At 29.1% G+C, this 25,818-nt stretch carries 26 protein-coding genes; 17 read left to right on the forward strand and 9 right to left on the reverse strand.

Annotation, left to right across the window (positions count from 1 at the left end; all coding sequences use genetic code 11):
* Positions 1-138 precede the first annotated feature (138 nt).
* The 4 genes from EK368_RS05455 to EK368_RS05470 form a co-directional block, all read right to left on the reverse strand.
* Positions 139-1,104, reverse strand: coding sequence for a helix-turn-helix transcriptional regulator (locus tag EK368_RS05455; protein WP_129597232.1), 966 nt, complete (start codon positions 1,102-1,104; stop codon positions 139-141).
* A 742-nt stretch (positions 1,105-1,846) separates the two neighbouring features.
* Entirely contained in the window at positions 1,847-2,398 is a 552-nt protein-coding gene (locus tag EK368_RS05460; RefSeq protein ID WP_129597234.1) for an SF0329 family protein, read from the reverse strand.
* Between the two features lie 40 nt (positions 2,399-2,438).
* Entirely contained in the window at positions 2,439-2,786 is a 348-nt protein-coding gene (locus EK368_RS05465; RefSeq protein WP_129597236.1) for a hypothetical protein, read from the reverse strand.
* A 175-nt stretch (positions 2,787-2,961) separates the two neighbouring features.
* Positions 2,962-3,924: a helix-turn-helix domain-containing protein gene (locus EK368_RS05470; RefSeq protein WP_129597238.1), complete on the reverse strand. Its 963-nt coding sequence runs from the start codon at positions 3,922-3,924 to the stop codon at positions 2,962-2,964.
* Between the two features lie 183 nt (positions 3,925-4,107).
* Between EK368_RS05470 and EK368_RS05475 the strand changes: the two genes are divergently transcribed.
* The 5 genes from EK368_RS05475 to EK368_RS05495 all read left to right on the forward strand — a co-directional run bounded on the left by EK368_RS05475 (position 4,108) and on the right by EK368_RS05495 (position 7,968).
* Positions 4,108-4,719 carry an MptD family putative ECF transporter S component gene (locus EK368_RS05475; RefSeq protein WP_129597240.1) on the forward strand — a complete coding sequence of 204 codons (612 nt, stop codon included), beginning with the start codon at positions 4,108-4,110 and terminating at the stop codon, positions 4,717-4,719.
* Positions 4,716-5,441, forward strand: a complete 726-nt coding sequence (locus EK368_RS05480) for an energy-coupling factor transporter transmembrane component T (RefSeq protein ID WP_129597242.1) — start codon at positions 4,716-4,718, stop codon at positions 5,439-5,441. The genes EK368_RS05475 and EK368_RS05480 overlap by 4 nt, the downstream gene beginning before the upstream one ends.
* Before the next feature lie 14 nt (positions 5,442-5,455).
* Positions 5,456-6,916 carry an ABC transporter ATP-binding protein gene (locus tag EK368_RS05485; RefSeq protein ID WP_129597244.1) on the forward strand — a complete coding sequence of 487 codons (1,461 nt, stop codon included), beginning with the start codon at positions 5,456-5,458 and terminating at the stop codon, positions 6,914-6,916.
* A gap of 331 nt (positions 6,917-7,247) precedes the next feature.
* A complete protein-coding gene (locus EK368_RS05490; protein ID WP_129597246.1) occupies positions 7,248-7,799 on the forward strand; it encodes a beta-class carbonic anhydrase in 552 nt (183 codons plus the stop codon).
* A complete protein-coding gene (locus EK368_RS05495; RefSeq protein WP_129597248.1) occupies positions 7,786-7,968 on the forward strand; it encodes a hypothetical protein in 183 nt (60 codons plus the stop codon). Before EK368_RS05490 ends, EK368_RS05495 begins: the two co-directional genes overlap by 14 nt.
* A gap of 59 nt (positions 7,969-8,027) precedes the next feature.
* Here the strand turns inward: EK368_RS05495 and EK368_RS05500 are convergent, their stop codons facing one another.
* Together EK368_RS05500 and EK368_RS05505 are read right to left on the reverse strand one after the other, a co-directional pair.
* Positions 8,028-8,678, reverse strand: a complete 651-nt coding sequence (locus tag EK368_RS05500) for a spore coat protein (protein ID WP_129597250.1) — start codon at positions 8,676-8,678, stop codon at positions 8,028-8,030.
* 147 nt (positions 8,679-8,825) lie between these two features.
* Positions 8,826-9,023 carry a hypothetical protein gene (locus EK368_RS05505; RefSeq protein ID WP_202976433.1) on the reverse strand — a complete coding sequence of 66 codons (198 nt, stop codon included), beginning with the start codon at positions 9,021-9,023 and terminating at the stop codon, positions 8,826-8,828.
* 353 nt (positions 9,024-9,376) lie between these two features.
* Between EK368_RS05505 and EK368_RS05510 the strand changes: the two genes are divergently transcribed.
* Entirely contained in the window at positions 9,377-10,288 is a 912-nt protein-coding gene (locus tag EK368_RS05510; protein WP_129597251.1) for a PhzF family isomerase, read from the forward strand.
* 80 nt (positions 10,289-10,368) lie between these two features.
* On the opposite strand, the gene EK368_RS05515 is transcribed toward EK368_RS05510, so the two are convergent.
* The gene (locus EK368_RS05515) at positions 10,369-11,124 is read right to left on the reverse strand and encodes a class I SAM-dependent methyltransferase (protein WP_129597253.1); all 756 of its coding nucleotides are present in this window, start codon (positions 11,122-11,124) and stop codon (positions 10,369-10,371) included.
* 434 nt (positions 11,125-11,558) lie between these two features.
* Between EK368_RS05515 and EK368_RS14820 the strand changes: the two genes are divergently transcribed.
* The 10 genes from EK368_RS14820 to EK368_RS05555 all read left to right on the forward strand — a co-directional run bounded on the left by EK368_RS14820 (position 11,559) and on the right by EK368_RS05555 (position 22,434).
* On the forward strand, positions 11,559-11,717 hold the full coding sequence (locus EK368_RS14820; RefSeq protein WP_165000334.1) for a hypothetical protein: 159 nt from the start codon (positions 11,559-11,561) through the stop codon (positions 11,715-11,717).
* A 6-nt stretch (positions 11,718-11,723) separates the two neighbouring features.
* Entirely contained in the window at positions 11,724-13,517 is a 1,794-nt protein-coding gene (locus EK368_RS05520) for a DUF4153 domain-containing protein (RefSeq protein WP_243109365.1), read from the forward strand.
* Positions 13,518-13,693: 176 nt separating this feature from the next.
* On the forward strand, positions 13,694-13,843 hold the full coding sequence (locus tag EK368_RS15100) for a hypothetical protein (RefSeq protein WP_207670264.1): 150 nt from the start codon (positions 13,694-13,696) through the stop codon (positions 13,841-13,843).
* Positions 13,844-13,947: 104 nt separating this feature from the next.
* Complete coding sequence (locus tag EK368_RS05525; RefSeq protein ID WP_129597255.1) at positions 13,948-14,250, forward strand: hypothetical protein; 303 nt, start codon at positions 13,948-13,950, stop codon at positions 14,248-14,250.
* Between the two features lie 314 nt (positions 14,251-14,564).
* A complete protein-coding gene (recD2, locus tag EK368_RS05530; RefSeq protein ID WP_129597257.1) occupies positions 14,565-16,748 on the forward strand; it encodes an SF1B family DNA helicase RecD2 in 2,184 nt (727 codons plus the stop codon).
* A 161-nt stretch (positions 16,749-16,909) separates the two neighbouring features.
* Entirely contained in the window at positions 16,910-18,379 is a 1,470-nt protein-coding gene (locus tag EK368_RS05535; protein WP_129597259.1) for a methyl-accepting chemotaxis protein, read from the forward strand.
* A gap of 213 nt (positions 18,380-18,592) precedes the next feature.
* On the forward strand, positions 18,593-19,783 hold the full coding sequence (gene megL, locus EK368_RS05540; protein ID WP_129597261.1) for a methionine gamma-lyase: 1,191 nt from the start codon (positions 18,593-18,595) through the stop codon (positions 19,781-19,783).
* A 343-nt stretch (positions 19,784-20,126) separates the two neighbouring features.
* Complete coding sequence (locus EK368_RS05545; protein ID WP_129597263.1) at positions 20,127-20,738, forward strand: HutD family protein; 612 nt, start codon at positions 20,127-20,129, stop codon at positions 20,736-20,738.
* 165 nt (positions 20,739-20,903) lie between these two features.
* A complete protein-coding gene (gene rodA / locus EK368_RS05550; protein ID WP_243109366.1) occupies positions 20,904-22,013 on the forward strand; it encodes a rod shape-determining protein RodA in 1,110 nt (369 codons plus the stop codon).
* Positions 22,014-22,236: 223 nt separating this feature from the next.
* On the forward strand, positions 22,237-22,434 hold the full coding sequence (locus EK368_RS05555; RefSeq protein WP_129597268.1) for a cold shock domain-containing protein: 198 nt from the start codon (positions 22,237-22,239) through the stop codon (positions 22,432-22,434).
* Between the two features lie 105 nt (positions 22,435-22,539).
* On the opposite strand, the gene EK368_RS05560 is transcribed toward EK368_RS05555, so the two are convergent.
* The gene (locus EK368_RS05560; protein ID WP_129597270.1) at positions 22,540-23,433 is read right to left on the reverse strand and encodes an aromatic acid exporter family protein; all 894 of its coding nucleotides are present in this window, start codon (positions 23,431-23,433) and stop codon (positions 22,540-22,542) included.
* A 367-nt stretch (positions 23,434-23,800) separates the two neighbouring features.
* On the opposite strand from EK368_RS05560, the gene EK368_RS05565 reads away from it, so the two are divergent.
* Positions 23,801-24,433, forward strand: a complete 633-nt coding sequence (locus tag EK368_RS05565; protein WP_129597272.1) for a nitroreductase family protein — start codon at positions 23,801-23,803, stop codon at positions 24,431-24,433.
* A gap of 89 nt (positions 24,434-24,522) precedes the next feature.
* On the opposite strand, the gene ylbJ is transcribed toward EK368_RS05565, so the two are convergent.
* Complete coding sequence (gene ylbJ, locus EK368_RS05570; protein ID WP_129597274.1) at positions 24,523-25,755, reverse strand: sporulation integral membrane protein YlbJ; 1,233 nt, start codon at positions 25,753-25,755, stop codon at positions 24,523-24,525.
* Positions 25,756-25,818 lie beyond the last annotated feature (63 nt).

A 25,818-nucleotide genomic window follows, 5' to 3' on the forward strand; every position in this document is an offset into this window, starting at 1 on the left:
CTCTAATAAAGTAATGGAGCGGGATTATGAACAATCCCACCCCAACTATTGACATAGAGCCTTTTTAGAGTTATCCATTTTATAATGTGTTTTTTTAGCAATGTAAAGAAGAGACCAGCTAACTAAAGTCAATTTTATTTACTTCCGAACTGGTCTGATATATTTAAAAAACCGTTCCGGATTAAAATAAAAGTAAATTATTCTACCGGGGGAAGTATCAAAGCAGTAACCAGTGCCTGCAAAATCAAAAGTTGCCATTGCCTTTTCAATCTTTTCCTCCACACTATGATTTTCCTGCTCATAATCGAATGGCCCATGTTCAAAAACAATATACTCGGCTTCGGGAACATCAATCATAAGCATTTGTGGTGGTACTTCGCCTTTATAATCAAAAGGAAGACGTACACCATAACACTCTGTACGTGGAATACCCCAATCGCAGAGTCTGCCGTCCGGGTCATTAATGTATGCCATAATCTGACCGCTGTTGCTGTTAGATTCGCTTCCACCATCGTCATCTAATTTGCCCTTGATACTATCGAGTAAGCCGCAAATTGTTTCGCAGTCCTGCCCCGGAATAAGACTTTGCTTTTGCCAAAAATCCCAATACCCATTACTCTCATAGTTTTTAATGTGCAAAAATTTGTGTGCGGGAATGGTTACAAAATAAATTTTAACATCATCTGTAGATTTCATCATACCAATCTCTCCAAATCCTAAAAAGTAGCGATCGAAAGGGTTTATTTTTGTACGAAGAACGACAGGCTTAGGCTTTTTTCGGTATTCACTTGGAGTTACACCATATGATCTCTTGAAAGCTCTGGTAAAAGCTTCATGTGATGAAAAACCATAATCAAAAGCAATGTCCAAAATACTTTTTTCACTATCCCGAACCTCTTTTAGTGCAAAGGCTAACTTTCTAAGTCGCAAATAATCTCTAAACTTCATACCCGATATTTCCTTAAATTTTCTGGTAGTATGAAATTCAGAATAACCCAACTTGTGAGAAAGAAACCGTAGTGTTAGTGCTTCATCGTGATGATGTCTGATACACTCGTCAATTTCATCAACGATTATTTGGATATGCTTGTGCCACTCGTACATTTGTCTATTCACCTCGTTTCAATCACCCTACATTTATTATAAAGGAATAGAGAGATTACTGCTTGATTTTACTTGCTGTTATTTCATTTTCCTTTTTTAAGTGCTCCATTTTTAGGAGGCAGCTTTCACAGAAATGTAATCCATATCAATTATCATTATCATACTTTCGCTAAAACGATATGCATCCAGTATATACATAATAGGGAATAATCGCAAATTTATACCCAAGAAACACGAAAACAAATACTACATAACATAAAATCTAATTTCGTTCTCATATCGTCACCAGAAATGAAATAAGCAAGGAACAGTTACAATATAATAAATAATGATGAAAATACAAATACTACTTCTAATTATAAAAAGAGAGGAAGTAGTTTTTGTATGCTAAGAGTAGCTAAAATTGATAGATGTAAATGGAACAGATATATCTAAAATCATGAATTGTATAAATTTTTGCTATACCCAAATATAGAAAGAACTTCTAAGTATCAATAAAACTAGAAGTTCTTTTTGAGTTTACTATGGAAGATGGCTATAGAAAATTAGTTTATGAAAAACCATAACTGTCCCATTAGTCCATTAGTCATTGATAAATTAAAAGCTATTAAATAGAAAATTTATGTATTAAAAGAGCATTTAGGTGAAAAGCTAGGAATACCTAAACAGCATCAAAAAGCTCATAATGCACAATTATCTTCAGTAGTTGAACAATCTAAAACTCAATTGACCTTTACTAGCCTTATCTTTCAAAACGTATATTTTCCACATCTAGCCTTAATTTATAAAATTGCTTTAACCACTCAGGTTGGGCACTTACTTTATCTTTAAGCTTATAAAGTGTTCTTTTACCAATTCTTCTGTCTAGTATTGCAAATAATCTCACAAGAGGATTTGTTGAACTTATGCTCTCTGTTATTGAATGGTGTAGATAAAAATTAAGGGCTATTATGAATAGATAGGAATCAATTATACCTTTATTAATACAAATTTCATCGACTCTTTCTTCAAGCTCATTATTTTCATTATCATAAAGTGTTTCATCTCCATTCCATAAACGTTTTGGGATTTTTTGTTCTGCTCTAATTTTATTTGAAATAGGATCAGCTTCTCTATAAAAATCAAATATATTACCACGTACAACTTCTTTTTTATCTATTAATATGGCTATTCGAGACTCATCATCATGAGACTTCCTATATTTGGTAATAAAATATCTAACTCTACCTCTTAATTTTTCACATAATAAATCTTGTTCTAGTTTTTTCTTAATTCCACTCCATGATTGTCCCATACGTACCTCCTAAACAATTTTTGTAGCTATTCTTTTTAACTTAAACACCATAATGTATAATATATTTATTTTCACTTATAGCCTTTGTAATCAATGTCATAAGATTTGCTAATTCTTCTGAAGTTTTAGATCTGCTGTCATTAGCTACAATACTATAAAAGGCTTCTAACGATTCTGGCGGTATTAATGTTACGCACCATCTTGCTAGTGCATATTCTGGTCTATTATAATTATGAAAATACGTCTTTATTAACATTAGTTCATTCCACCAATTATTTATTATATCGTCTTCAATGGCAATACAATTATATTTTTGTGGTTCATATTCTGAATAATCCTTGTTTTTATCAAAGTTGTCTACTATACCAAATTCAGCAACACACGCCATCTTATAGTCACCCCCAACTTTTATAAGTTATGATACCACAAATCAAAATCTAATAGAAGAAGGCTATAAGAAAATTAATTTATGAAAAATTATAACTGTCCCATACATATGAAAAATTATAACTGTCCCATAAGCCATAAGCTACATAAAATTTTTAGCTTTTTTAGAGTATGGATTAAGAACGCTTTGATAAATGTCTATATTCAATGGGACATAAACCAGTGCTTTTTTTAAATAGTTCTGAAAATCTACTAGCACTTTTATAACCTACAATTTTAGAAATTTGACCTATTGTCAAATCCGTATCTGTTAAAAGATGCTCAGCTTGGCTCATACGACGATGCTGTATATATTCAGTAGCAGTACATTTATATAGTTCTTTGAAGGATTTTTTGAATTTAGTAGTTCCCATGCATGCCATTTCACACAATTTAGATAGGGGTAATTCATTAGCATAATGATCATTAATATATGAAGCTACACTTTGTAAATGGTCTATATCTATTTGAGAAAGATTTGAATAAGTTTTTTTATGGGGGTTATATCTTTCGTATATAAGTGCCATTGCTTCTGAGACTTTGCCATCATAAAATAATTTAGCAGAAATACCATTGCCTTTATAATTTAATATTTGATGTAGTAACAAGACCATTTCTGGAAAATCCGTTGTTTCATTAATGTTTATTAAAGCTGAGCGAGGATTTATATACTCATCTGAAAATTTATTTGATAAAAATTCATCGCAATATTTTGGCATAAATTCTATTCCTATAGATTTTATAGGAATGTTTTTATGTAATAATGCTTTATATCTAGTTTTATTACACCAGTAACTTTTAACACATCCTGCATTTAAGCGAGAATAAGGATTTAATTCTTCGCCAGAAACAGATTCGTAATATGAAATACTAAAATACTCAGGAAGTAAACTTTCAAAATAAAAATCTTCGTGAAAATAAAAATCATGAATTACTATAGAGAAAAGATTTTCATGAATATAAATCCAATAATAACCTGATCCAATAGCAGGGTCTAATTCATAACAAGTTCCAATAGAATTATATTTTTTACAGTTATTACATTTATGAAAACCGTTCTTTAAAAGCAAAGATTCATGAATATTTAATTGTTGATTCATTTTCAGCCTCCTTTGCCGCGATTGGACTCTAATATATCGTGAATAGACGAATGATAATAATGTGCATTCTCAATACCGTTATTATAATATATACTATATACTAAAAATAGGTTTTATAAAATGTTAATTAGAAGATAGGTATAGAATTAGATTAACTAAATCAATATTTTAGGGGGAATACTTATGTCAAAACAATTAAGTAAGGCAAATAAATTAACTGTGAAGGATATGGTAACCACAGGGATTTTTTCTACAATTTTCACAGTATTTATGCTTTTAGGAGGAGTATTTTTTGCAACCAATCCTGTTCTAACTTTTCTTATGCCATTAGGGGCAGCATTACTTCCAGGTCCAGTGTATTTACTTTTATCTGCAAAAGTTCCAAAGAAAGGTAGTATCACGATTTTAGGAATTTTAGTGGGAATTTTTATGTTTATAACTGGTATGCACTGGAGCATGGCTGTTGGGTTTATGGTTTTAGGAATTATTGCAGATAGTATTACAGCAAGTGGAAAATATAAAAATTTCAAACTTACAATAATAGGATATTCATTATTTATGTTAGCGAATATAACATCATATGCCATGTTTTTTTTAGATCAAAAGAATTATTTGGCTTATATGCAAAAGAACAGTACAGCAAATCCAGCGTATTTTGATACAATGGTTTCAACTGGTCAGAGTTGGATGTTGCCAGCTATTATTATAGGTACAATTATTTGTGCTGTTATAAGTGGTTTAATAGGTAAAAGATTATTAAGAAAGCAGTTTAGAAAAGCTGGAATAGTGTCATGATTAATTATATTACAGTAGAAAACAAAGGGGAAAAAGGTGTTTTGAAAATTGATCCTCGAACAAAGATTATTTTAATGATATTAGGAAATGTGTCAATATTTCTTGCATTTAGTATTCAAATAAAAATGAGTCTTATAATTTTTTATTTAATTTTTGGTTTTTTATGTGGTGCATATAAGTCTCCAGTAAAGATATCACTTGGATATTTTTGCCTTATTTTAGTAGAATATTTGGCTAAAAAATATTTAAGTGGAACATTGGCGCTTATGATAATGACATTTTCACAATTCGTAAAGATGATATTACCATGTGCATTATTAGCAAGTATTATGATTTCTACAACAAAAGTTAGTGAATTTATGGGGGCTCTAAACAAGATGGGGGTATCCAAAAAAGTCATTATTCCACTAACAGTTATGATTAGGTATTTTCCAGTAGTATGTGAGGATTGGAAGAATATAAAAAATTCAATGAGAATGAGAGATGTAAGTCCTACATTTTGGGGATTCTTAAAAAATCCATCAGATACTATTGAATGTATATATGTTCCAATGCTTATGTCAGCTTCTAAAGTATCAGATGAACTATCAGCAGCAGCTATAACAAGAGCAATTGAAAATCCAAATCCAAGAACATGTATGGTAAAAATGAAAATGAGATTTTGTGATTATTTATCTATTGGTTTAGTGGTTATAGTTATTGTTTTAGAAGTATTAAGATAAGGAGATGGATTTTTTTGATTAATTTTAAAAATGTTTCATTTACGTATAAAGGAAAGGAAGAACCTTCTATAAAAAATATTAATCTTACAATAAAGGAAGGTCAATGTATAGTTTTATGTGGAAGAAGTGGTTGTGGCAAGACAAGTAATACACGTCTTTTAAATGGCCTTATACCAGATTTTTATCCAGGAGATTTAAGTGGAGCTGTAGAGATTGATGGTAAATTAATTTCAAATCTTCCAATTTATAAAATATCAGAAAAAGTAGGGTCTGTATTTCAAAATCCTAATACTCAATTCTTTAATACAGATACAGATAGTGAAATTGCTTTTGGTATTGAAAATCTTTCAGTTTCAGAAGAAAAATTAAGACCAATTGTAGATAAGGTATTTTATGATTTTAAAATAGAAAAATTAAGAAATAGAAGTATTTTTGAGTTATCAGGAGGAGAAAAGCAAAAAATAGCGTTTGCCTCTATTTATGCTATGAATCCAGATATTTATGTTTTAGATGAACCATCTTCTAATCTAGATAGTGATGCAATTAATGATTTAAAAGCCATATTAACCTTTTTAAAAAGTAAAGGAAAAACAATTATTATAACAGAGCATCGATTATATTATTTAAAGGATTTAGCAGATAATATTTGTTATATAGAAAAGGGAGAAATAAAGTCTATATATTCTCCGGAAACTTTTTTAAAACTTTCTGTTAAAGAAAGAGAAAATAAAGGATTAAGAGCATTAGATCTAAGTAAAGTTGAACCAATAAAAAAAGAACAATTAGAAAAAAATAACTATTTAACAATAAAAAATATGATTTTAAGATATGGAAAAAAACAGATTATTAAAAAAGGTTTTGATATAACTGCATCTAGAGGTGAATGTATAGGTATTATAGGTCATAATGGAGCAGGAAAAACAACATTTTCAAAAGCTTTATGTGGATTACACAAAGACTATGATGGGCAAATTGTTATAAATGATAAAGAATTTACAGATAAACAGCGTCTAAAAAAGTGTTATTTAGTTATGCAGGATGTTAATTATCAGCTTTTTGCAGAAAAAGTTGAAGAAGAATGTTGTTTTGGAATAAAAAATTTTAATAGAGAAGAAGTGCTTCAAGTACTTAAATCTTTAGGACTTTATGAATATAAAGATCATCATCCAAACACCTTGTCAGGAGGTCAAAAACAAAGGCTTGCTGTTGCAACAAGTATTGTAAGTAAAAGAGAAATTTTAATATTTGATGAACCCACAAGTGGATTAGACTATGATAGTATGATTAGAGTTTCAAAACTTATAGATAAACTGAGAAAAGACGGAAAAGTTATATTTTTAGTTACTCATGATTATGAATTTATTTGTAATACTTGTACTAGAATATTGTATTTCGATAAAGGTACATTAATGGAGGATTATTTTTTATCAGATGAAGAAGTAAAAGATAAATTAAAAAAATTTTTTATTCAATAATAGAACTATATGAGTTATGATGTGTCTTTGTAATATGGAAGCAAAAGAAATTTGTAAAGTGATGAGCAATATTACTTCAGGGAGAGTATCAAATTTTTCCAATAGTTATTGATTATTGTTCTATAGGTGTAGTAAAATAGAAATAATTATTTTAAGTTAAGAGCTTTAAGAGAAGAAATAAATTTTGTTATCTTATGGAATGATTATATTTCAATCATCTATAAATTAAACGATAATAAATGCAGGATTTAATGTAGAAGTAAATCTTTTTGTAAGGAACAATGTTTATACATTGTAAGTAAATCGAGAAAATTTAAAGAAGGAGAATATAATGATAGAAAAAATATTGGATTTTAATCGTACTTTTGTATCTGAGAAAAAATATGAAACTTATAGAACAAGTAAATATCCAAATAAAAAAGTTGCTATTGTTACTTGTATGGATACTCGTTTAATAGAATTGCTTCCAGCAGCATTAGGACTGAAGAATGGAGATGCTAAAATTATCAAAAATGCTGGAGGAATCATTTCCCATCCTTTTGGAAGTGGGGTTCGCAGTTTATTAGTTTCCATATATGAATTGAATGTTAATGAAATTATTGTCATTGGACATACTGATTGTGGAATTCAACATATGGATAGTGAAAAAATACTTGATCATATGAAACAGAGAGGAATTCCTTCAGAAAGAATTGAACTAGCTCGAGATTTTGGAGTGAATATAGATGCTTGGTTAAGAGGTTTTGAGGATGTGAATACCTCAGTACAAAATTCAGTAGCATTGTTACGCCGTCATCCACTTATTCCAGATGATGTGAGTATATATGGATATGTAATGAACTCTGTTACAGGAGAGCTTACATCTGCTTGTGATCATTATTAGAAAAAATGAAGCTGATCTATATGGCATCGAAAATGAAAATACTACTTCTAATTATAAAAAGAGAGGAAGTAGTTTTTGTATGCCAAGAATAGCTAGAATTAAAAGTATAAATTCCATACTTCCATGTGCAGAAAGCCTTCTGAAGGAATGTAAATTAGACCAAAAATAAAGAAAGGGATGATACCTATTAAATTTAGGTATCATCCCTCATGATCTTTTATTTGTTGTCTATTTATTAATTAGGATCTGTTCATGTTGATACATATTTTCTCTATTACTATCAATTGCATTATTATATTGATTTGCTAAATGATTTATACGTTGTTGGTCTTCAGGAACAACTTGATACATATTTCCAATCTTGGAAGTCATTTGCTGATCTGCTTGCTCTAAAGGATAATATCCTTTGTCCACCATATATTGCCATACATCATAAGCATGAGAACTACTCATTAAAAATGCTGTTTCTAAAAAACCACGAATTTCAGGATTAGCTGTTTCCATGGCAGCCCATGCATATTCTCTTCCAGCACGTTTTAAAGTAAGCAAGTATGCTGTAGCCATTTCTCGATCATCCATATCTGTAACAGTAGTTCGAGGTTGAATTGGTAGATATTCACTAATTATTGATTGAGCATAATTTGTTAGATTCCCATTGATTTTAAATCTAGGAAGTTCCTTTTGTGCACCTTGCTGATTATTAATAAATTCTACTTTCATATTGTAATCACGAACATGATATGGAAAATGTCTTTTCAACATGTCTTTAAATTCTGGATCTTTTACATGATCTAGCATATAGGCCATATTGGTTATACTATTAACACAACTCATTGTTAATTCATTTAAATCGTGTAACTCATGTGCTGCTAATTTCATAAATAAAAAGTCCTCCTCCTATAATTTTTTAATCAAACATAATTTGTACATTTTTAATTAAATATATTCTTATTTAAATGTCAAACTGAGTTTTTAAATCTATAATAATCTACTTTAAGAGCCTTCAGTAAAGGCTCTTAAAGTAGATTATTGTAGTGGTGTTGTATTCTGAGATTTATTGTATGCATTTGTAAGTTGTTGTGAAGGGGCATTGTAAGGATCTTCCCAAGCAAGCTCCATTAATGCAGTGTGTCCTCCTATTACTTGATTTAAACTTGATCCATACATTGGTATACCTTTAATTCTACCTTCAATTTTTATTTTTTCATCTATTATTATCTTCATTAAATAGTATTTTAATCATTCAATTTATTAAATTATTTTAACATCACTTGGTAGATATATTAGGTTATAATGATACTAGCAAAGCCTGAAAATCTTTACTATGTATCTGTGTATTTTACAAAAAACAACTGGGAAAGTAATTTAATTTCTTGCTCAAAAAACGCTATTTCAAGATTAGAAGACGAATTGAAACTACATTTTTACAATTAACATGGTAGCTAAACATCGATAAAGTCTTGGAAAAATCTTTATTATGGTTTGTGATAAGGTTTAGAACAAAGGTGTTAGCTCATAATCTCTCTCATTGTATCAATAGAATTCTCGGTAAAGATATAAATTTAGGAGGAAAAATTATGACAAAAAAGTATAAGCTATATCAAATAGACTCATTTACAAAGGCGAAATTTACAGGAAATCCAGCTGGAGTAATAACAAATGCTGATGGGTTAACTACTGATGATATGCAGAAAATAGCTAGAGAACTTAATAATTCAGAGACAGCTTTTATGTTTTCTTCTAATAGTGATGAGTATGATGTTTATATACGCTTTTTTACTCCAATAAAAGAAGTGCCAATTTGCGGCCATGCTACTATTGCTGCTCATTATGCTCGAGCTATTGAAAATAAGCTTGATGCTTCAAGAGTTTATCATAAGACAGGTGTTGGAATTTTACCTGTTGATATAGAGAAGGAAGATAATGATTATAAAATTGTTATGACACAAGGCAATATTGAGTTTGGAAGTATTATTGATGGAGCAAATAAAAAAACTCTTTTATCAGCACTTAATATAAGTAATGATGACTTGCTAGAAAATTATGAGATGCAGATTGTTTCAACAGGGCATTCTAAAGTTATGATTGGAATAAAAAGTATTGAAATCTTAAACAAAATGAAACCAAACTATGATGAACTTTCTAAATTGAGTAGAATTATTAATTGCAATGGATATTATGTTTTTACAATTAATTCGCAGGATAGTGATATTTTAATACATGGTAGAATGTTTGCACCTGCAATAGGTATAAATGAAGACCCTGTAACTGGAAATGCAAATGGTCCTTTGGGAGCATATCTTGTTCATCATAATATGATTAAGCATAATAATTCTTTATTTAGATTTAAGGCTAAGCAAGGTGAAGCTATGAAGCGACCAGGGATTATTGAAGTTGAAGTAAAAATAGAAGATAAAGAGCCTGTAGAAGTTAAAGTCTTAGGAAACGCTGTAATAATATTTAAGTCTGAACTGTCATTAGAGAATTAAAAGAATCAAAGAATGATATGTATATTAAAGAGGATCATATAAAATGTATAAATATTATAAAATCAATATAAAATAATGTATTATTTACGATATGCTTCAAAAGTAATGATTTGATTTTTATCTGTAGGATAGACATTAAACTTATAATCAGAAGAAATAATAATATCTTTAAATCCAATTTTCTCTAGAATTAATCTGAATTCCTCTACTCCATACCATCTAAGTGACAAACGTTCCAATTCAGTTTGTATCAACTGATTGTTGCACCATTTTTCATATCGCAAATGGGAAACTGTATATTGATTAATAAAATTAACTTCGACAAGGGATTCGTTTAAGGTGATTAAGTCTCCGGGAGGAGTAACCCAAGTCCTTGTTGAAGTATATCCAGTATTAAAATTTGATGGTATAAATAGATCTATAATAAGACGTCCATCTATATCAAGATGTTCATAGAAGCATTTTAATCCATTAATAGCATCGATTGAATTTTCAAGCAGTAAAAAGGAGCCTGTAGGGATAATGATTGCTTCATATTTATAAGGTAAAGAAAAAGATTGCATATTTTTCTGATGAAGGTCAGCCTTAAGACCTTTTTGTTCACAATGAGAGCTACATAAACTTAGCATCTCAGGAGAAGAATCTATCCCATCTACAATGAAACCTGCTTCTAATAGAGGAACTAAAATACGACCTGTTCCTACTGCTGGTTCAAGAATTCTTCCTTTAACAGGTTCAAGTCTTTCTTTGTAAAATTCCACATCACCAAAGGAGTATCCAATAGGTTTGTCTATATTGTATACTTCTGTAGAGAGCTTACCATAAAAACTAAACATATTCCTTCACCTCGATATAATTATTATAATGGAGAAATTCACTATACTATTTAATAGTATGCAACTTTTTTAATATTCATCTCAGGTAACTTAAATCAAAGAAGTATAGTATATGAAAATCCACCATGCTAGAGAGATACCCTATAAATTAATAATATCATGTAAGCATATAGTTTGCCTATCCTACTTTTTTAATTTTAAAAGTCTAAAGAAAATCATTTTCATTTCAAGAATTTTATAAGGATAGTAAGATTGCAATCATGCTTGATATCATAAACCACTTATGTTGGGATAGTTGTTGTATGATATAAAAAATGATATAGTTAAATATCAGATTTAGGCGCGATAACTATGAGTGACAAAACAATAAAAAATAGGGCTTATTAAACAAGATTGACATAATCATAGTTATAAAATAGTAGAAGGTGATGAATTTGACAGATAGCAAAACTAAAAAAATATATGATCATAAAAAAATACAAATAAATCAAGACTATCATAAAGAATATGATGAAAATGGAAGGAACAGTAAAGAAAAAATCAAAAGATGGATGGAAGAAATAAAAAAATCAAAAGAGAACTATGTGAGGTGAAATGTTGTGAAACGTTTAAAAGAAACATTTACTAACAGTATCAAAAAAATTTCCCTAGCAGGATTTCGGTTTCCAATGACGGTGGCTAACTTATTGGCAGTAGCTTCCATTATTTTTAGATTGATCGCCATTGATGAGGCACCGTCTGTGATGCTTCAAAAGCTCATGTTTACATTTGTAGTAGGTGCAGTTTTTGGAATGGTTGCACAATTTGCAGTTGAAAGATTTCACAAGCTTTCCGAAAAGAGGGTTTTAGTTTATGGAGGAGTACTTCTACTTCTTGCAGGTTATTTTCTGATTTTGTTGCCTGCACCCGAAATTAGTGCTGAGATTACAATAAGAAGTTTAGTTGCAGTTTTTGCTCTGGTTTGCATGGTATTGTGGATACCACCCTATAAGTCGGAAGTTAATTTCAACTTAGTTGCTTTGGTTCACTTTAAATCTATTTTTACTTCTGTGCTCTATTCAGTAGTTCTTTCGGCAGGAATTGCAGCCATTATTGGAACTATTGATATTTTGCTTTTTAAAGTTAATAATGATCTTTATGCGTATACCATGACAATTATTTGGGTAGTATTTGCCCCAGTCTACTATTTATCGCTCCTGCCAAGATTCAATTCAGAATTTGAAGCAGATCAAAGCATGATCAAACATGCCAGTAGTTATCCCAAATTTCTTGATATTTTGGTATCGAATATTGCAATTCCTTTGATTAGTATATATACGTTGGTATTAATTGCTTATTTTCTAAAGATACTTTTCACACTTACTTGGCCGTCTGGGCAGGTTGGACCAATGGTATTGATTTATTCTATAGCTGGTATTTTGATTTTTGTATTATCAAGTTTACTTGAAAATCGATTTGTTTTATTCTATCGCAAGATATTCCCCAAAATTCTTATTCCTATTGTTATTATGCAGTTAATATCTGTGGGCATTCGTTTGAATACCTATGGGGTAACTGAGTCAAGATACTATATTGCCATCTTTGGAGTCTTCTCCATCATAGTAGGAGTGCTTTTAAGTTTTAGCAGTGTTTCAAAAAATGAATGGATTGCTTTACTTGCTGCTACATTTGCGATTATTTCAATTATTCCCCCAGTTGATGCTTTTACTGTTTCTCGAAGAAGTCAAATTAACAGAATTCAATCCATCCTTGAAAATGAAGGGATGCTTATTGATGGTAAAATTATCAAGAAAGAGGATGCTTCTGAATATACCAAAGTTGAGACTACTAATATTTTGTATTATCTCGAAAGAAGCAGCTCACTAGAGTATATAGATTGGATACCAGAGGATTTTAAAATCTATAATGATTTCAAAGCAACATTTGGATTTGAACCGACGTATTCTATCCATAAGAATGGGGATCAACAATATATTAATGTGGAATTAGATACACAGCAACCTTTACCAGTTTCAGGGTATGATGTTCTACTCAATACTTTTGTAGGCAGATATATGAATGAAAAAGAGATGAAAGACCTTGCTTTTGAATTAAATGGTAAGACTTATGGATTGAAAGTAAATAGGATTTCAAATGATGAAGTGCGTGTTTCTATTTTGGATTCATCAGGGACTGAACTTGTTGGAACAGGTCTCAATGAATTTGCTAAAGGAATCGTGGGGGAAACTCATGTGACGAAGGAAGCTTTATCGCCAAAAGAGATGAGCTTTGATGTCATAAAAAATGGGTATAGGTTGAAAATTATTTTCCAAAACATAAGTTATACATCTGGAAGGGGATCTGATTCAGGCACTGATTATGCTATATATGTTTTGTTTGCAGCGTCTAAGTAAAAAAATACATCTTTATATTTGTTTAGAGCTTATGGAGGATTATCATGGGAGCAAAATAACCTTTCAATTTATATCAGAGAGATTCAGCTATTTGCTGAGGTTCTTTTTCTGATTTAAAAGGATACATAAATCATGCTAATGAATATGAAATATTAGATAAGAGTTTTTTGGGAGACGTGGTTAAATTATATAATAAAAAGAATTTTAAAGATAGACAGAAAATATATATGGAAGTAAATTATAAAAATTCAGATGATTATAGAGAAAGAAGCCCTTCTATTGGAAATACTTTAAGGAAAAAGGATAAAGAAAGGGAAGTATTTTAAAATAGATATAATAGGTTCAAGAGAAAAATATTTTGCAGATAAATTTGATCTTAAATCTATAAAATATGATATAATTTTTAAAAAGCTACAAGGTGGTGGTATTTATGGATAAAGAAATTTTAGATATTTTAAAATCAATGCAAAATGATATGAAGTCGATGCAAAGTGATATGAAGTCGATGCAAAGTGATATAAAAAATATCAAAACAACACAAGATGAGCATACTCAAATTTTAAGAGCGTTAGAACATAAAACTAATATTATAGCTGCTGAACAAGAAAATTTAAAGCATGAAGTTGCTGAAATTAATGGAGAAGTAAAAAATATAAGAAAAGATTTAAGTAATGTTGAATTGATTACAGCAAGTAATTGGTCGGATATTGCAAAATTAAAAGCTATAAAATAGAAAGTAAAGTATAATAATGGCATTTAATCTTATTAGGTTAAGTGCTTTTTTAGTATAATATACTGAAGTGGTTTTATATAAATAAAAGCAAACTAAGCACTAGATACAAAAAGTATTTAGTGTTTTTTGCTTGAATTTAAAAGGAAATCTGCATAATATATAAAAAATATATTGTTGATAAATTGTGTAAATAAGTGAAAAATATAGGGGTGAATTTGAGTAGAGATAGATGGATAAATATTAAGAAAAATTCTTTTATGCTTAGATGTGATATACTGAATAAAATGAAAATATAAGTAAAAGGGACGAATTGTATGGAAAGATTACGTGGAGTAGTAGAACGTATTACTTATGCTAATGAAGAAACTGGATACAGTGTGATCAAAGTGAAATGCAAAGGATACATGGAACTTGTAACAATTATCGGAAATATGACTACGGTTAATATAGGGGCAGTTGTTTATGTAAAAGGATTTTGGTCAAATAATCCTAAATATGGAAGACAGTTTGAAGCAAAAGAATGGGAAGAAGCACTTCCCGCTAGTATTTATGGAATAGAAAAATATCTAGGAAGTGGTCTTATTAAAGGCATTGGTCCTGTATATGCTAAAAAGATTGTTCATTTATTTCAAGAAAATACTTTAAATATTATAGAAGAAGAACCAGATAGAATTATAGAGGTACCGGGTATAGGTAAAAAACGTGTAGAAATGATTAAAAAGGCTTGGCAGGATCAAAAGGAAATTAAAAATATTATGTTATTTTTACAATCTAATGGAATTTCTACTTCTTTTGGTAGTAGGATTTATAAGGTATATGGGAATGAGAGTATAAATATTTTAAAAGAAAATCCATATAAGCTTGCTGATGATGTATATGGGATAGGTTTTAAGACAGCAGATCAATTGGCATCCAATTTAGGGATAGATAAAGATTCTTTTAAAAGGTGTAGAGCAGGAATCTTTTATACACTTAGTCAATTTTCAGAGGAAGGACATTGTTATGCAACAAGTAAACAGCTCATTTGCAAATGTGTAGAAATACTTGAGATTGAAGAGCCTAAAATTGTGATGACTATGGATCATTTGCTAAAGGAAAAAGAGTTAATCAAAGAAGAACCAGATATTATTTATCTACCTCCTTTTTTTTATAGTGAAAGAGGAGTAGCACGTAGATTAAAGCAAATTATGGAGGAAAGAACTAAGAAAAGCATAGTAAATAGTGACAAAGTGATTTATTTGTTAGAAAAGAAAGAAAATATAAATTATGATACAATACAAAAAAAGGCTATTAAACAAGCTGAAAACTCTAAAGTAATGGTATTAACAGGTGGACCGGGTACAGGAAAAACTACCACAACTCATGGAATTATTAGTTTATTTAAACATTCAGGAATGGAAGTTGTATTAGCAGCACCTACGGGTAGGGCAGCTAAAAGAATGAGTGAAGCTACAGGTATGGAGGCTAAAACCATTCATCGTCTATTAGAATATAAACCACCACATGGATATAAAAAAAATGAAGAAAATCCTATTGATGCAGATGTACTTATTATAGATGAAGCATCTATGATCGATATTATTCTTATGTATAATTTATTAAAAGCTGTTTCGGATCATATGATTCTTATTATAGTGGGAGATATTGACCAACTTCCATCTGTAGGTCCAGGAAATGTTCTAAGAGACATTATTGCATCAGAAGCAGTGCCCACTATTAAACTAGAGCATATTTTTAGACAGGCTATGGGAAGTAAAATTATTACCAATGCCCATAGGATTAATAAAGGAGAAAATCCAGACCTTACAGGAGGTAAATCTAGTAATTTCTTCTTTATAGAAAATGAAGAAAATAATCATGTGATTAATAGCATTGTACAACTTTGCACAAAGAGATTACCTAAATACTATAAGGTAGACCCTATTCAAGATATTCAAGTACTTACACCTATGCAAAGAACTGAAACGGGAGCTGCTAATCTGAATGTAGTATTACAATCAGCTTTGAATCAAAATACTATTTATTTAAAAAGAGGAGCTATAGAATATAGACTTTATGATAAAGTCATGCAGATTCGTAACAATTATGACAAGGAAGTTTTTAATGGAGATGTAGGATTTATTTGTAATATTGATACAGAAGAAAAAACTTTAAAAGTAAATTTTGATGGTAGAGAGATAGAATATGAAGCATTAGAATTAGATGAAATTGTTTTAGCATATGCTACAACAATTCATAAGGCTCAAGGAAGTGAATACCCTATTGTAGTAATGCCTATAACTTTTAGTCACTACATAATGCTTCAACGTAATTTGTTATATACAGGCATCACTAGAGCAAAAAAAGTAGTTGTTTTAGTAGGAAATAAAAAAGCAATTTATTCTGCTGTAAAGAATAATAATGTAAAAGACAGAAATACAAAACTTGCTCAAAGATTAAGGGAAGAGTTGTTAGATTTGAGTTTTGATCTTGGTTTGAACCAAGCAAATAAAAAATAGGGAGCTATCTATAAGACGAATAGAAACATTAAGAGGGATTAGTTTTAGTGTAATAAGAAGAGATTTTTTAATTTACAAGTTGATTTTAAAAAGATATACAGGGTATATGTTTTAATATATACCATTTTAATATAAAATAATGACAATAAAGGGGATTGACAATGTTTAAATTTTCAAAGAAAAAACCATGTGAAGAAGCAAGTTGTATTATTAAATATGTAGAGGAGAAACTTGAAGGAAAGGAAACTTTAGTACCGAAAGTAGAGTATCCTATACATAAGAATCTGCTCAAAAATTATGAAAAGCTTTTTTTAAATGAAAAAATCATGTCTTCTTCAGCAAAGAAGTTGTTAGATGTAAATGCTTCTTTGAGTGATTTTGATGTACAAATGTCAAGCATTTCTTATCAACTCATTGACTTTGCAAAAGAAATGGCGACTCTCAGTGAATCTAACTTAGCTGTAGTGGAGCAAATTACAGCGAGTATGAATCAAGTGAATTATACTATTAATGAAACTTCTGAAACGTTAAAGGACTTGTCTATATCTTCTACGGAATTAATAGATCAAAATCATAAAAGTCTTTCTGAAATTAAGGAGATTAATCAGTTGAAGCAAGAAGTTCTAAATGATGCAAATATTATGAGTATGCAAATTGAAAGGTTAGTTGAAATGGCCAATAAAGTAAATGATATTGTAATGGGTGTTGGAGCCATAGCAGATCAAACTAATTTGTTAGCTTTAAATGCTTCTATTGAGGCTGCAAGAGCAGGAGAATATGGTAGAGGATTTACTGTAGTAGCAGAGGAAATTAGAAAACTTGCAGATGATACAAAAGCTAGTCTTAAAGGTATGGAAAGTTTTGTAAGTCATATTCAAAATGCTGCTACAGAAGGTAAACAAAGCATGGATAATACAATTTTATCTACAGAAAAAATGAGCAAAAAAATTGATTCTGTAACAGATACTACAAAAAAGAATGTACAGATGCTTGAGGACACAGTAAGTAATGTGTATACAATCAATGAGTCCATGGGTGGAATTAGTGCAGCTGCAATAGAAATTAATCAAGCTATGGATATTTCAAGTAAGGATGCAGAAAGTTTAAGTATGATGACTAATGTTATTCATCAAGATGCATTAAAAAGTGCAGATTATGCTAAGAAAATTTCAAAAATAGATGATGTACTTTCAGGGACTTTAAAAGATATGATGCAAGGATTAAATGGAACTGTTCATGCTATTGATAATGACGAATTTTTAGAATATATGCAAAAAGCTAAAATAGCTCACAAAATATGGGTAGATAATTTAAAATATAGTGTAGATACAATGAAAATTCATCCATTGCAAACAAATAGCTTTAAGTGTGCATTTGGACATTTTTATCATTCAATAAAAATAATACCTAAAGTTATTGAAAAAGATTGGAAAGAGATTGATCATTTTCATGAGGAACTTCATAAATTAGGAGAAAGTGGATTACAAGCAATTAAAGATAAGGATAATTTTCAGGCTCAAAAATATTATGGAGATGCTGAAAAATTATCAAAGAAGATCTTTGAGTTAATTGATGAAGTAATTACACAAGTAAAGAGTCAAAGCAAAGAAGGTATTGAAATATTTCAATAATCATACTTATTTTACCTCCAATTCTATGTGTTTTATTATAAATGAAAATACCTTATAAGGCAGACCTTTTTTAGTGTCTTGTTTAATAGGGTGTTTTTTAAAATAAAGAAATAGTTTTTATTTATATTATTTTTAAAAGGAATAGACGATAGAATGTAGAAATAATATCTATAAATAGTATTAATTTACAAAAAATAGAAAGGGGATAATAAGATGTATTTAAAAACTAAGGGTTTTGCTACAAAAGCCATTCATGGAGGACACAAAGATAATGGAGTAGGGGCATTAGCTACACCTATATATCAGTCCTCTACCTTTGTTTTTGATTCTGCAGAACAGGGAGGAAGAAGATTTGCATTAAAAGAGGATGGATACATATATACAAGACTAGGAAATCCTAATTGTACTGAATTGGAAGAAAAAATTTCTTTGCTAGAGGGGACTGATGCTGCAATAGCAACAGCTTCAGGAATAGGAGCTATAACTTCAGCCTTTTGGACTATCTTAAAAGCAGGAGATCATGTAGTGGCTGCGGATACACTTTATGGATGTACGTTTGCGTATTTAAGACATGGACTTACTAGATATGGTGTTGAGGTAAGTTTTGTTGATATAAAAGATCCAGAAAATGTTAGAAAAGCTATGAAAGAAAATACAAAGATAGTGTATCTAGAATCACCTGCAAATCCTACTTTGGATATAACAGATATTAAAACCATAAGTATGATAGCTCATGAAAATAAAGATTGTCTAGTAATGGTGGATAATACTTTTTGTACTCCTTATATACAAAGACCCATTGAATTAGGAGCAGATATAGTAATTCACTCGGCTACTAAATATTTAAATGGACATGGGGATGTGATAGCCGGAGTAGTTGCAGGCACGAAACAATTTATTGATCAAGTTCGTTTCTTTGGAGTTAAAGACATGACAGGTGCTAGCCTAAGCCCCTTTGATGCTTTTTTAATATCTAGAGGAATGAAGACATTAGAAATAAGAATGAAAAAACATTGTGAAAATGCCATGAAGATAGCTCAATTTTTAGAAAAACATCCTGCTGTAGAAAAAGTATATTACCCTGGTCTTAAAAGTTTTCCTCAATATGAATTAGCTAAAAAACAGATGAAACTTCCAGGGGCTATGATAGCCTTTGAAGTAAGAGGAGGAATTTCTGAAGGAATAAGAGTTATGAATAGTGTGAAACTTTGTGCACTAGCAGTAAGTTTAGGTGATGCTGAAACACTTATTGAACATCCAGCTTCAATGACTCATTCTGCTTATACTACGGAAGAAAGAAATGAAAGTGGTATATCTGATGGGCTTATAAGATTATCTATAGGCTTAGAAGATCCAGAAGATATTATGGAGGATTTAAAAGAAGCTTTAGATACTATTTTGTAAGGTATAGAATTTTAGAAAATTTTTATGGAGAAAATGATTTTAATAAAATAGGAAATTGAAAGTAGAGCCATCAAACTATATTGTATAGGTTAAAGTGATGGCTTTACTTTATAGGTGTATTTTATAAAAAAAAGATTGTACATATTATATTTGAATATAGTGAGATTTATGATGGTATCATAGTACATATATTGTTATAATAGTAATTGATTTGAATTTAATGATAAAGGATATAGTGTAATGAGAAGAAAAACTAAATCAATTTTATTGATAAAAATATTTTATTTACGACTAGATTTATCTTATTATGAGTAAAAAAGATAAAAAAGGAGTTGGTTAAATTATGAGTATTAAAATCATTAGAGCAAAGGAACAAAAAGAATCTTTATGGAGTGGAGGATCGACAAAAGAAATATATATATATCCACAGAAAACATCTTATGAAGAAAGAAATTTTGATATTCGAATTAGCAGAGCTGTTGTAGTAGATGAAAAATCAACATTTACAAAATTAAAAGAATTTGATCGTAAACTAATGATTTTAGATGGAAGTTTAGAAATTCAACACACTTTACCAGAAGGAGAATGTATTAAGAATCATCTAAAACCTTATGAAGTGACATCCTTTGATGGAGGATGGGATACAACTAGCATAGGCAAAGTAAGTGATTTTAATTTGATGATGAAAAAAGGTCTAAAAGGAGATCTAAAAAGATTAGTGGTTCATGAAAATGAGAAGATACAACTTCAATTTCATAATAAAAGATTGGCATTACTTTATTGTTTAAATGGAGTAGTAGAGATATATATACAAGAAGAAACATACAACAAACAATTTTTATATGATGGAGATGTACTTGTTATAGAAAATGCAAACAATCAAAATATAAAAGATTCTATATATTTCAAAAAAATAGATCCAAAAACACAAATTATTAATGCATATGTTTTTTGAGATTAAGAAGGGTCGTGGTTGCATTCAAATGTAAAATCTTTATCTCAAATGATATATTTATTATAAAATAGAATATATAAAACAGATAATGGTATTCTTAAGGACAGTGAAAGAGTTGAATTATTTGATGAAATATATAATAAAATCTACTAAGGAGAGATGAGATTGAAATTTGGAATTGATACGAAACTTTTTAAAAAAATTGATTGGGGCCTTGTATTTATAATAATAGTACTTTGTACTTGGGGAGTCATTATGGTTGCAAGTGCTACTAGAGATTTGGATAGTGCAAGATATGTAAAAACTCAAATTTCTTCTGTTGTAGTGGGAATAGTTGCTGTTTTTATAATTCTTTCTTTTGATTATAAATTGTTTGAAAAAATATATATTCATATATATGTTATTAGCAATGTATTGCTTATAATTGTGTTGTTATTTGGACAAGGTAAAGAACAATGGGGTGCAGATCGCTGGATTAGAATTGGAGGATTTGGATTTCAACCTTCTGACTTTGTTAAAATTGCAATGATTATTTGTTTAGCTAAAGTTGTAGATGATCATAAAAAATATATTGATTATATTCCTACTCTAGGAAAAATACTTGCTTTTATAGGATTTCCTATGTTACTTATTTTAATTCAACCAGATTTAGGAACAACTCTAGCTTTTGGAGTATTTACGTTTGGAATTTTATTTATTGCTGGATTAAAATATAAATATATTCTAAATTCAATAATGATAGGTATTTTTAGTCTTCCTTTTCTTTGGATGGGATTAAAAGATTATCAAAAAAGTAGAATAATGGTATTTTTAAATCCAGAAGAAGATCCAACTGGAAGTGGTTATCATATTTTACAATCTAAAATAGCTATAGGATCAGGTGAATTTTGGGGTAGTGGAATATTTAAAGGAATACAGCATATACATGGTTTTTTACCAGAGAAACATACAGATTTTATATTTTCTATGCTCACGGAAGAACTAGGGTTTTTAGGATCTGGAATACTTATTTTATTATATTTATTTTTAATTTATAGATGTATTAATATTGCTCGTAATGCTAGAGATGACTTTGGTAAGTATTTAGTAATGGGAATTACTTTTATGATATCATTTCATATTATTGCTAATATTGCAATGACAATGGGGTTGATGCCTATTACTGGAAAACCTCTTCCATTCATGAGTTACGGAGGAACTTTTATGCTTTCAAATATGATTGCAGTTGGAATTGTATTGAATGTTAATATGAGAAGAGATAAAATAAATTTCTAAAAAGAATATAATGTTTAAAAAAAAAGAAAAAAACCTATTGACTTATTTTTAAAATAGTATATCATTAAAGAGAACCTTAATTCAAAAGTAAATAATTTATTATGAGAAAATTTTTCGATTGATCTAAAATGAAGCATAATTTTAAGTATAGATTTAGAAATTTTTATAGATAACTTATATTTACAAAGAATTAAAGGAATAAAAATTTCGGAGGTAAGAAAACATGACTGGTACAGTAAAATGGTTTAACGCAGACAAAGGATTTGGATTTATTACAACAGAAGAAGGAAATGATGTATTTGCTCACTTCTCACAAATTAACAAAGAAGGATTCAAAACTTTAGAAGAAGGACAAAACGTATCATTTGATGTTGTTGATGGAGCTAAAGGTCCTCAAGCTGAAAATATTACAATCATCTAATAATATTAAATTTAAAAATGATTATTTAAACCTGAAGATTGATCTTCAGGTTTTTTTAGTGTATAAGAATTAATAAAAATGAAATATGACATGAAAGAATATTTTTTATTTTGTATAAAGAGAAAATAAGTTATTGATATCAGATAGAAGTTGTAGGATTTTTTCTAGATGATAGTTATATACTAAATCTAAATTGTTATTACTTTTTATGTCAAAGTGAGGAGGTACTTCTTTGTTAAATAAACATTTTAAAGATTTATTATTGATATCATCTATATAAGAAGAGTTTTCTATGGAAGTGATAATGCTTAAGTGATTATAAGTATGTTCGAATAATTCAAATATATATTCAAAGTTAAAACAATTATTATTTTTACACAAATTTAATTTTGTTTCATTTTTTAAAGTATCGCATTCTTTTTCCATACTAAACAAGTTTTTTCTTAGAGCTTCTAACTCGATATGTTCTTCCTTCCATATTATAATTTCAAGCATGTTTTTAATTTGTGAGTACATATTACTAATAGATTCGTTTATATTATTTACTACGTTATTTGGAAGTATGAAGTAATTTATTAATGTACCTATAATTAATCCAACTAAAGTATCTAAAGTTCGATAAAATGCATAGATGAGTCTACTTCCTTCTTCATAATTTACAAGAATAGATAAAAAAACTATAGTAGAGATCTTTACAGATTCTCTCCACCCAAACATGTTGCATGTATGGATTATGATGATTATTCCAACACCTATAAAAAAAGGATTGATCGGTGTTATTAATGAGAATAATAAGGCTATAATACCACCAAGTAAAGTACCGTACATTCTATTTCTTCCTGAAATAAAAGATGCTGATACAGAAGATTCCATAGACATAATTGTAGCAACACCTACAAAAAAAGGACTTTTTATATTAATTAATTCAGCAATAATCATAGTTAGAAAAACTGCAAAAGCTGTTTTTATTGTACGCATTCCAATTTTTTTTATTTTCAAAAAAATCACCCTTTTGATATTGTGTGTATATTATATCAATCAAATACATATATGACAAGATACTTTATAGTTTTACAAAAAACACAATATAAAATGAGATAATTAATAAAAATATTAATTAAAATGAAGGCGTTGTTTGGAATTGTTAAAAATAGTAGTAACTAGAATAGGCTTTTAGATTATGATAAAGGATTTTGTGTTAAATGATAAAAAGTAGGTAATGGTACTAGTTGGAGGTATAGATCTAAAAAGTAGAAAGTTTAGGATAGAAATGTTATACTATAGAATATATTCCTAGATTTGTAATATGTGAAATGAGTTAGAACTTAATAAAAAATATATCTAGAATTAAATAGGAGGGTTTCAATTGAGTAATTTAGATTTTATATACAAAAGAAAAAGTGTTAGAAAATTTAAAGAACAAGATGTTCCGATGGAAGATATTAAAGAAATGCTAAAGGCTGCAACCTATGCTCCTTCAGGAAAAAATGTTCAAAATTGGCATTATGTAATTGTAAAAGATAAAAATAAGATTGAACAAATAGCACAAGCCATAGAAAACGTGTACGATAGAATTATAGAAAAAGTAAATGATCCAGAAAAAACAAAAGGACTTACAAAATTTTTAAAATATTATACAGTATTTAGAGAAGCTCCAGTTTTAATTATGGCATACATGGGACATTATGAAGAAAAAGAAATAGAACTTTTAGAAGAAATAGGTATGTATGATCAGGCAAATGTAGTAAAAAGAACTGCTTCAAGAGTGCAAAATGTTGCAGCTTCATTAGAAAATTTTATGTTAGCTGCTGCAAATATGGGTTATGGAACTTGCTGGATGACAGGAGCTTGTTTTGCAACTTTAGAAATTGAAACTCTTATTCCTATGGAAAAAGAAGGTTTTGATCTTATGGCTATATCTCCTCTAGGAATACCTTTAAAAGATTCTACAGCACCGAAAAGAAAAGAAGTTGAAGAAATTTTTACTTTGATTGAGTAAATATTGATTTTTTATGAGTACCCTTCTTATTTTGAGTAGGGTACATTTTATATTATGAAAAATATAGATAACTATAAAATAAAAAAGTTTCATTTTTTTATAGATACAAAGGATAAAATTTTAATCAATAAAGCAAATAATAGATGGATTAAAAGTATGAGTAAAAATAATTTAGAAGAAAAGACAAGTTTAGAAGACCAAGATAAATTTAAAAATATGGATTTAAAAGAAGAAAAAGTAGGTATATGTATATGATAAGCGGTTAGAAAAATCACTGGCATAGTTAAGATCACAAAAACACCTGAAAAAATAGAATGAACAATTTTAGAGAAAATATAAATACTTATACTTAAATCAGTTTTACTAATTAAGCTAGAAGCTTGAGCATGAATAGAAAAACCACTAAAAGAAATAAGAATGGTAGACAATAAAGATTGTTGTAAAAAAGAAAGATTAGTGATTTCAGATAAAGTTTTACAACCTACAGTCATTTCAAATATTCCACCGATGAATGCATTGCAAATGTTTTTAGGAATAGGCAAAATATTTTGTATACAAGAACAAAGATAGTTTAGTATACCTAAAGTAGTCAAAAGCTTGATAATTACAGAAAATAAAATAATAAATCCCCCTATACTTAGAAGTGTTTCAACGGAATTTTTTACAGCTTTGCCTAAAAGGATACCAAAAGTATTTTCTTTTTTTTGTGAAATATTAAATAGGTCTAAAAAAGCTTTTCTGATAGATGTGTGTTTTTTTTTTCTAGAAGGTTCTCTTTGTAGTGTAAAAGGATAAAATCTAAAAAGAATACCTGTTGCAATAGCTCCTAGATAGTGAGAAAGAGCAATACTTGTACCAAGCTGTGGATTTTTAAACATTCCAATAGATACAGCTCCAATCATAAATAAGGGTCCAGATGTACTACAAAACGAAAGAAGCCTTTGGCCTTCAACACGAGTGCATATTCCATTTTCTCGAAGCTGTGTAATAAGCTTTACACCCATAGGATAACCTGAGGTAACACTCATAGCCAAGATAAAAGAGCCTTCTCCTGGCACGTTAAAAATAGGTCGCACCAAAGGCTCTAACAAAACACCTAAAAAATTTACAACACCAAGGCTTATGAGCAATTCAGCTCCAATAAAAAAGGGAAGAAGAGCAGGAAATACAATATAAAACCAAGTATCTATTCCTAGTTTTGCAGCTTCAAAAGATTCTTTTGGAAATTTAATAATACTAAAAACTAAAAAAGAAACTACAAAAATGATGAAGCACTTTTTTATTATAAAAATAAAATTAGAATTTTTCACTTTACAATTCATCAGATACAATCCTCCTAAAATTCTGCTTATATTATATATATTTTCAAAGAGGATCTTTATGCT

Origin of the sequence: Anaerophilus nitritigenes, from assembly GCF_004138215.1 — a bacterium.
Taxonomy (GTDB): domain Bacteria; phylum Bacillota; class Clostridia; order Peptostreptococcales; family Thermotaleaceae; genus Anaerophilus; species Anaerophilus nitritogenes.

What these genes read in the sequence shown, in the direction of transcription:
- EK368_RS05455 (WP_129597232.1), bottom strand. Translation starts at nt 1,104, where the DNA reads ATGTACGAGTGGCACAAGCATATCCAAATAATCGTTGATGAAATTGAC.
- EK368_RS05460 (WP_129597234.1), bottom strand. Translation starts at nt 2,398, where the DNA reads ATGGGACAATCATGGAGTGGAATTAAGAAAAAACTAGAACAAGATTTA.
- EK368_RS05465 (WP_129597236.1), bottom strand. Translation starts at nt 2,786, where the DNA reads ATGGCGTGTGTTGCTGAATTTGGTATAGTAGACAACTTTGATAAAAAC.
- EK368_RS05470 (WP_129597238.1), bottom strand. Translation starts at nt 3,924, where the DNA reads ATGAATCAACAATTAAATATTCATGAATCTTTGCTTTTAAAGAACGGT.
- EK368_RS05475 (WP_129597240.1), top strand. Translation starts at nt 4,108, where the DNA reads ATGTCAAAACAATTAAGTAAGGCAAATAAATTAACTGTGAAGGATATG.
- EK368_RS05480 (WP_129597242.1), top strand. Translation starts at nt 4,716, where the DNA reads ATGATTAATTATATTACAGTAGAAAACAAAGGGGAAAAAGGTGTTTTG.
- EK368_RS05490 (WP_129597246.1), top strand. Translation starts at nt 7,248, where the DNA reads ATGATAGAAAAAATATTGGATTTTAATCGTACTTTTGTATCTGAGAAA.
- EK368_RS05500 (WP_129597250.1), bottom strand. Translation starts at nt 8,678, where the DNA reads ATGAAATTAGCAGCACATGAGTTACACGATTTAAATGAATTAACAATG.
- EK368_RS05505 (WP_202976433.1), bottom strand. Translation starts at nt 9,023, where the DNA reads ATGAAGATAATAATAGATGAAAAAATAAAAATTGAAGGTAGAATTAAA.
- EK368_RS05510 (WP_129597251.1), top strand. Translation starts at nt 9,377, where the DNA reads ATGACAAAAAAGTATAAGCTATATCAAATAGACTCATTTACAAAGGCG.
- EK368_RS05515 (WP_129597253.1), bottom strand. Translation starts at nt 11,124, where the DNA reads ATGTTTAGTTTTTATGGTAAGCTCTCTACAGAAGTATACAATATAGAC.
- EK368_RS05525 (WP_129597255.1), top strand. Translation starts at nt 13,948, where the DNA reads ATGGATAAAGAAATTTTAGATATTTTAAAATCAATGCAAAATGATATG.
- recD2 (WP_129597257.1), top strand. Translation starts at nt 14,565, where the DNA reads ATGGAAAGATTACGTGGAGTAGTAGAACGTATTACTTATGCTAATGAA.
- EK368_RS05535 (WP_129597259.1), top strand. Translation starts at nt 16,910, where the DNA reads ATGTTTAAATTTTCAAAGAAAAAACCATGTGAAGAAGCAAGTTGTATT.
- megL (WP_129597261.1), top strand. Translation starts at nt 18,593, where the DNA reads ATGTATTTAAAAACTAAGGGTTTTGCTACAAAAGCCATTCATGGAGGA.
- EK368_RS05545 (WP_129597263.1), top strand. Translation starts at nt 20,127, where the DNA reads ATGAGTATTAAAATCATTAGAGCAAAGGAACAAAAAGAATCTTTATGG.
- EK368_RS05555 (WP_129597268.1), top strand. Translation starts at nt 22,237, where the DNA reads ATGACTGGTACAGTAAAATGGTTTAACGCAGACAAAGGATTTGGATTT.
- ylbJ (WP_129597274.1), bottom strand. Translation starts at nt 25,755, where the DNA reads ATGAATTGTAAAGTGAAAAATTCTAATTTTATTTTTATAATAAAAAAG.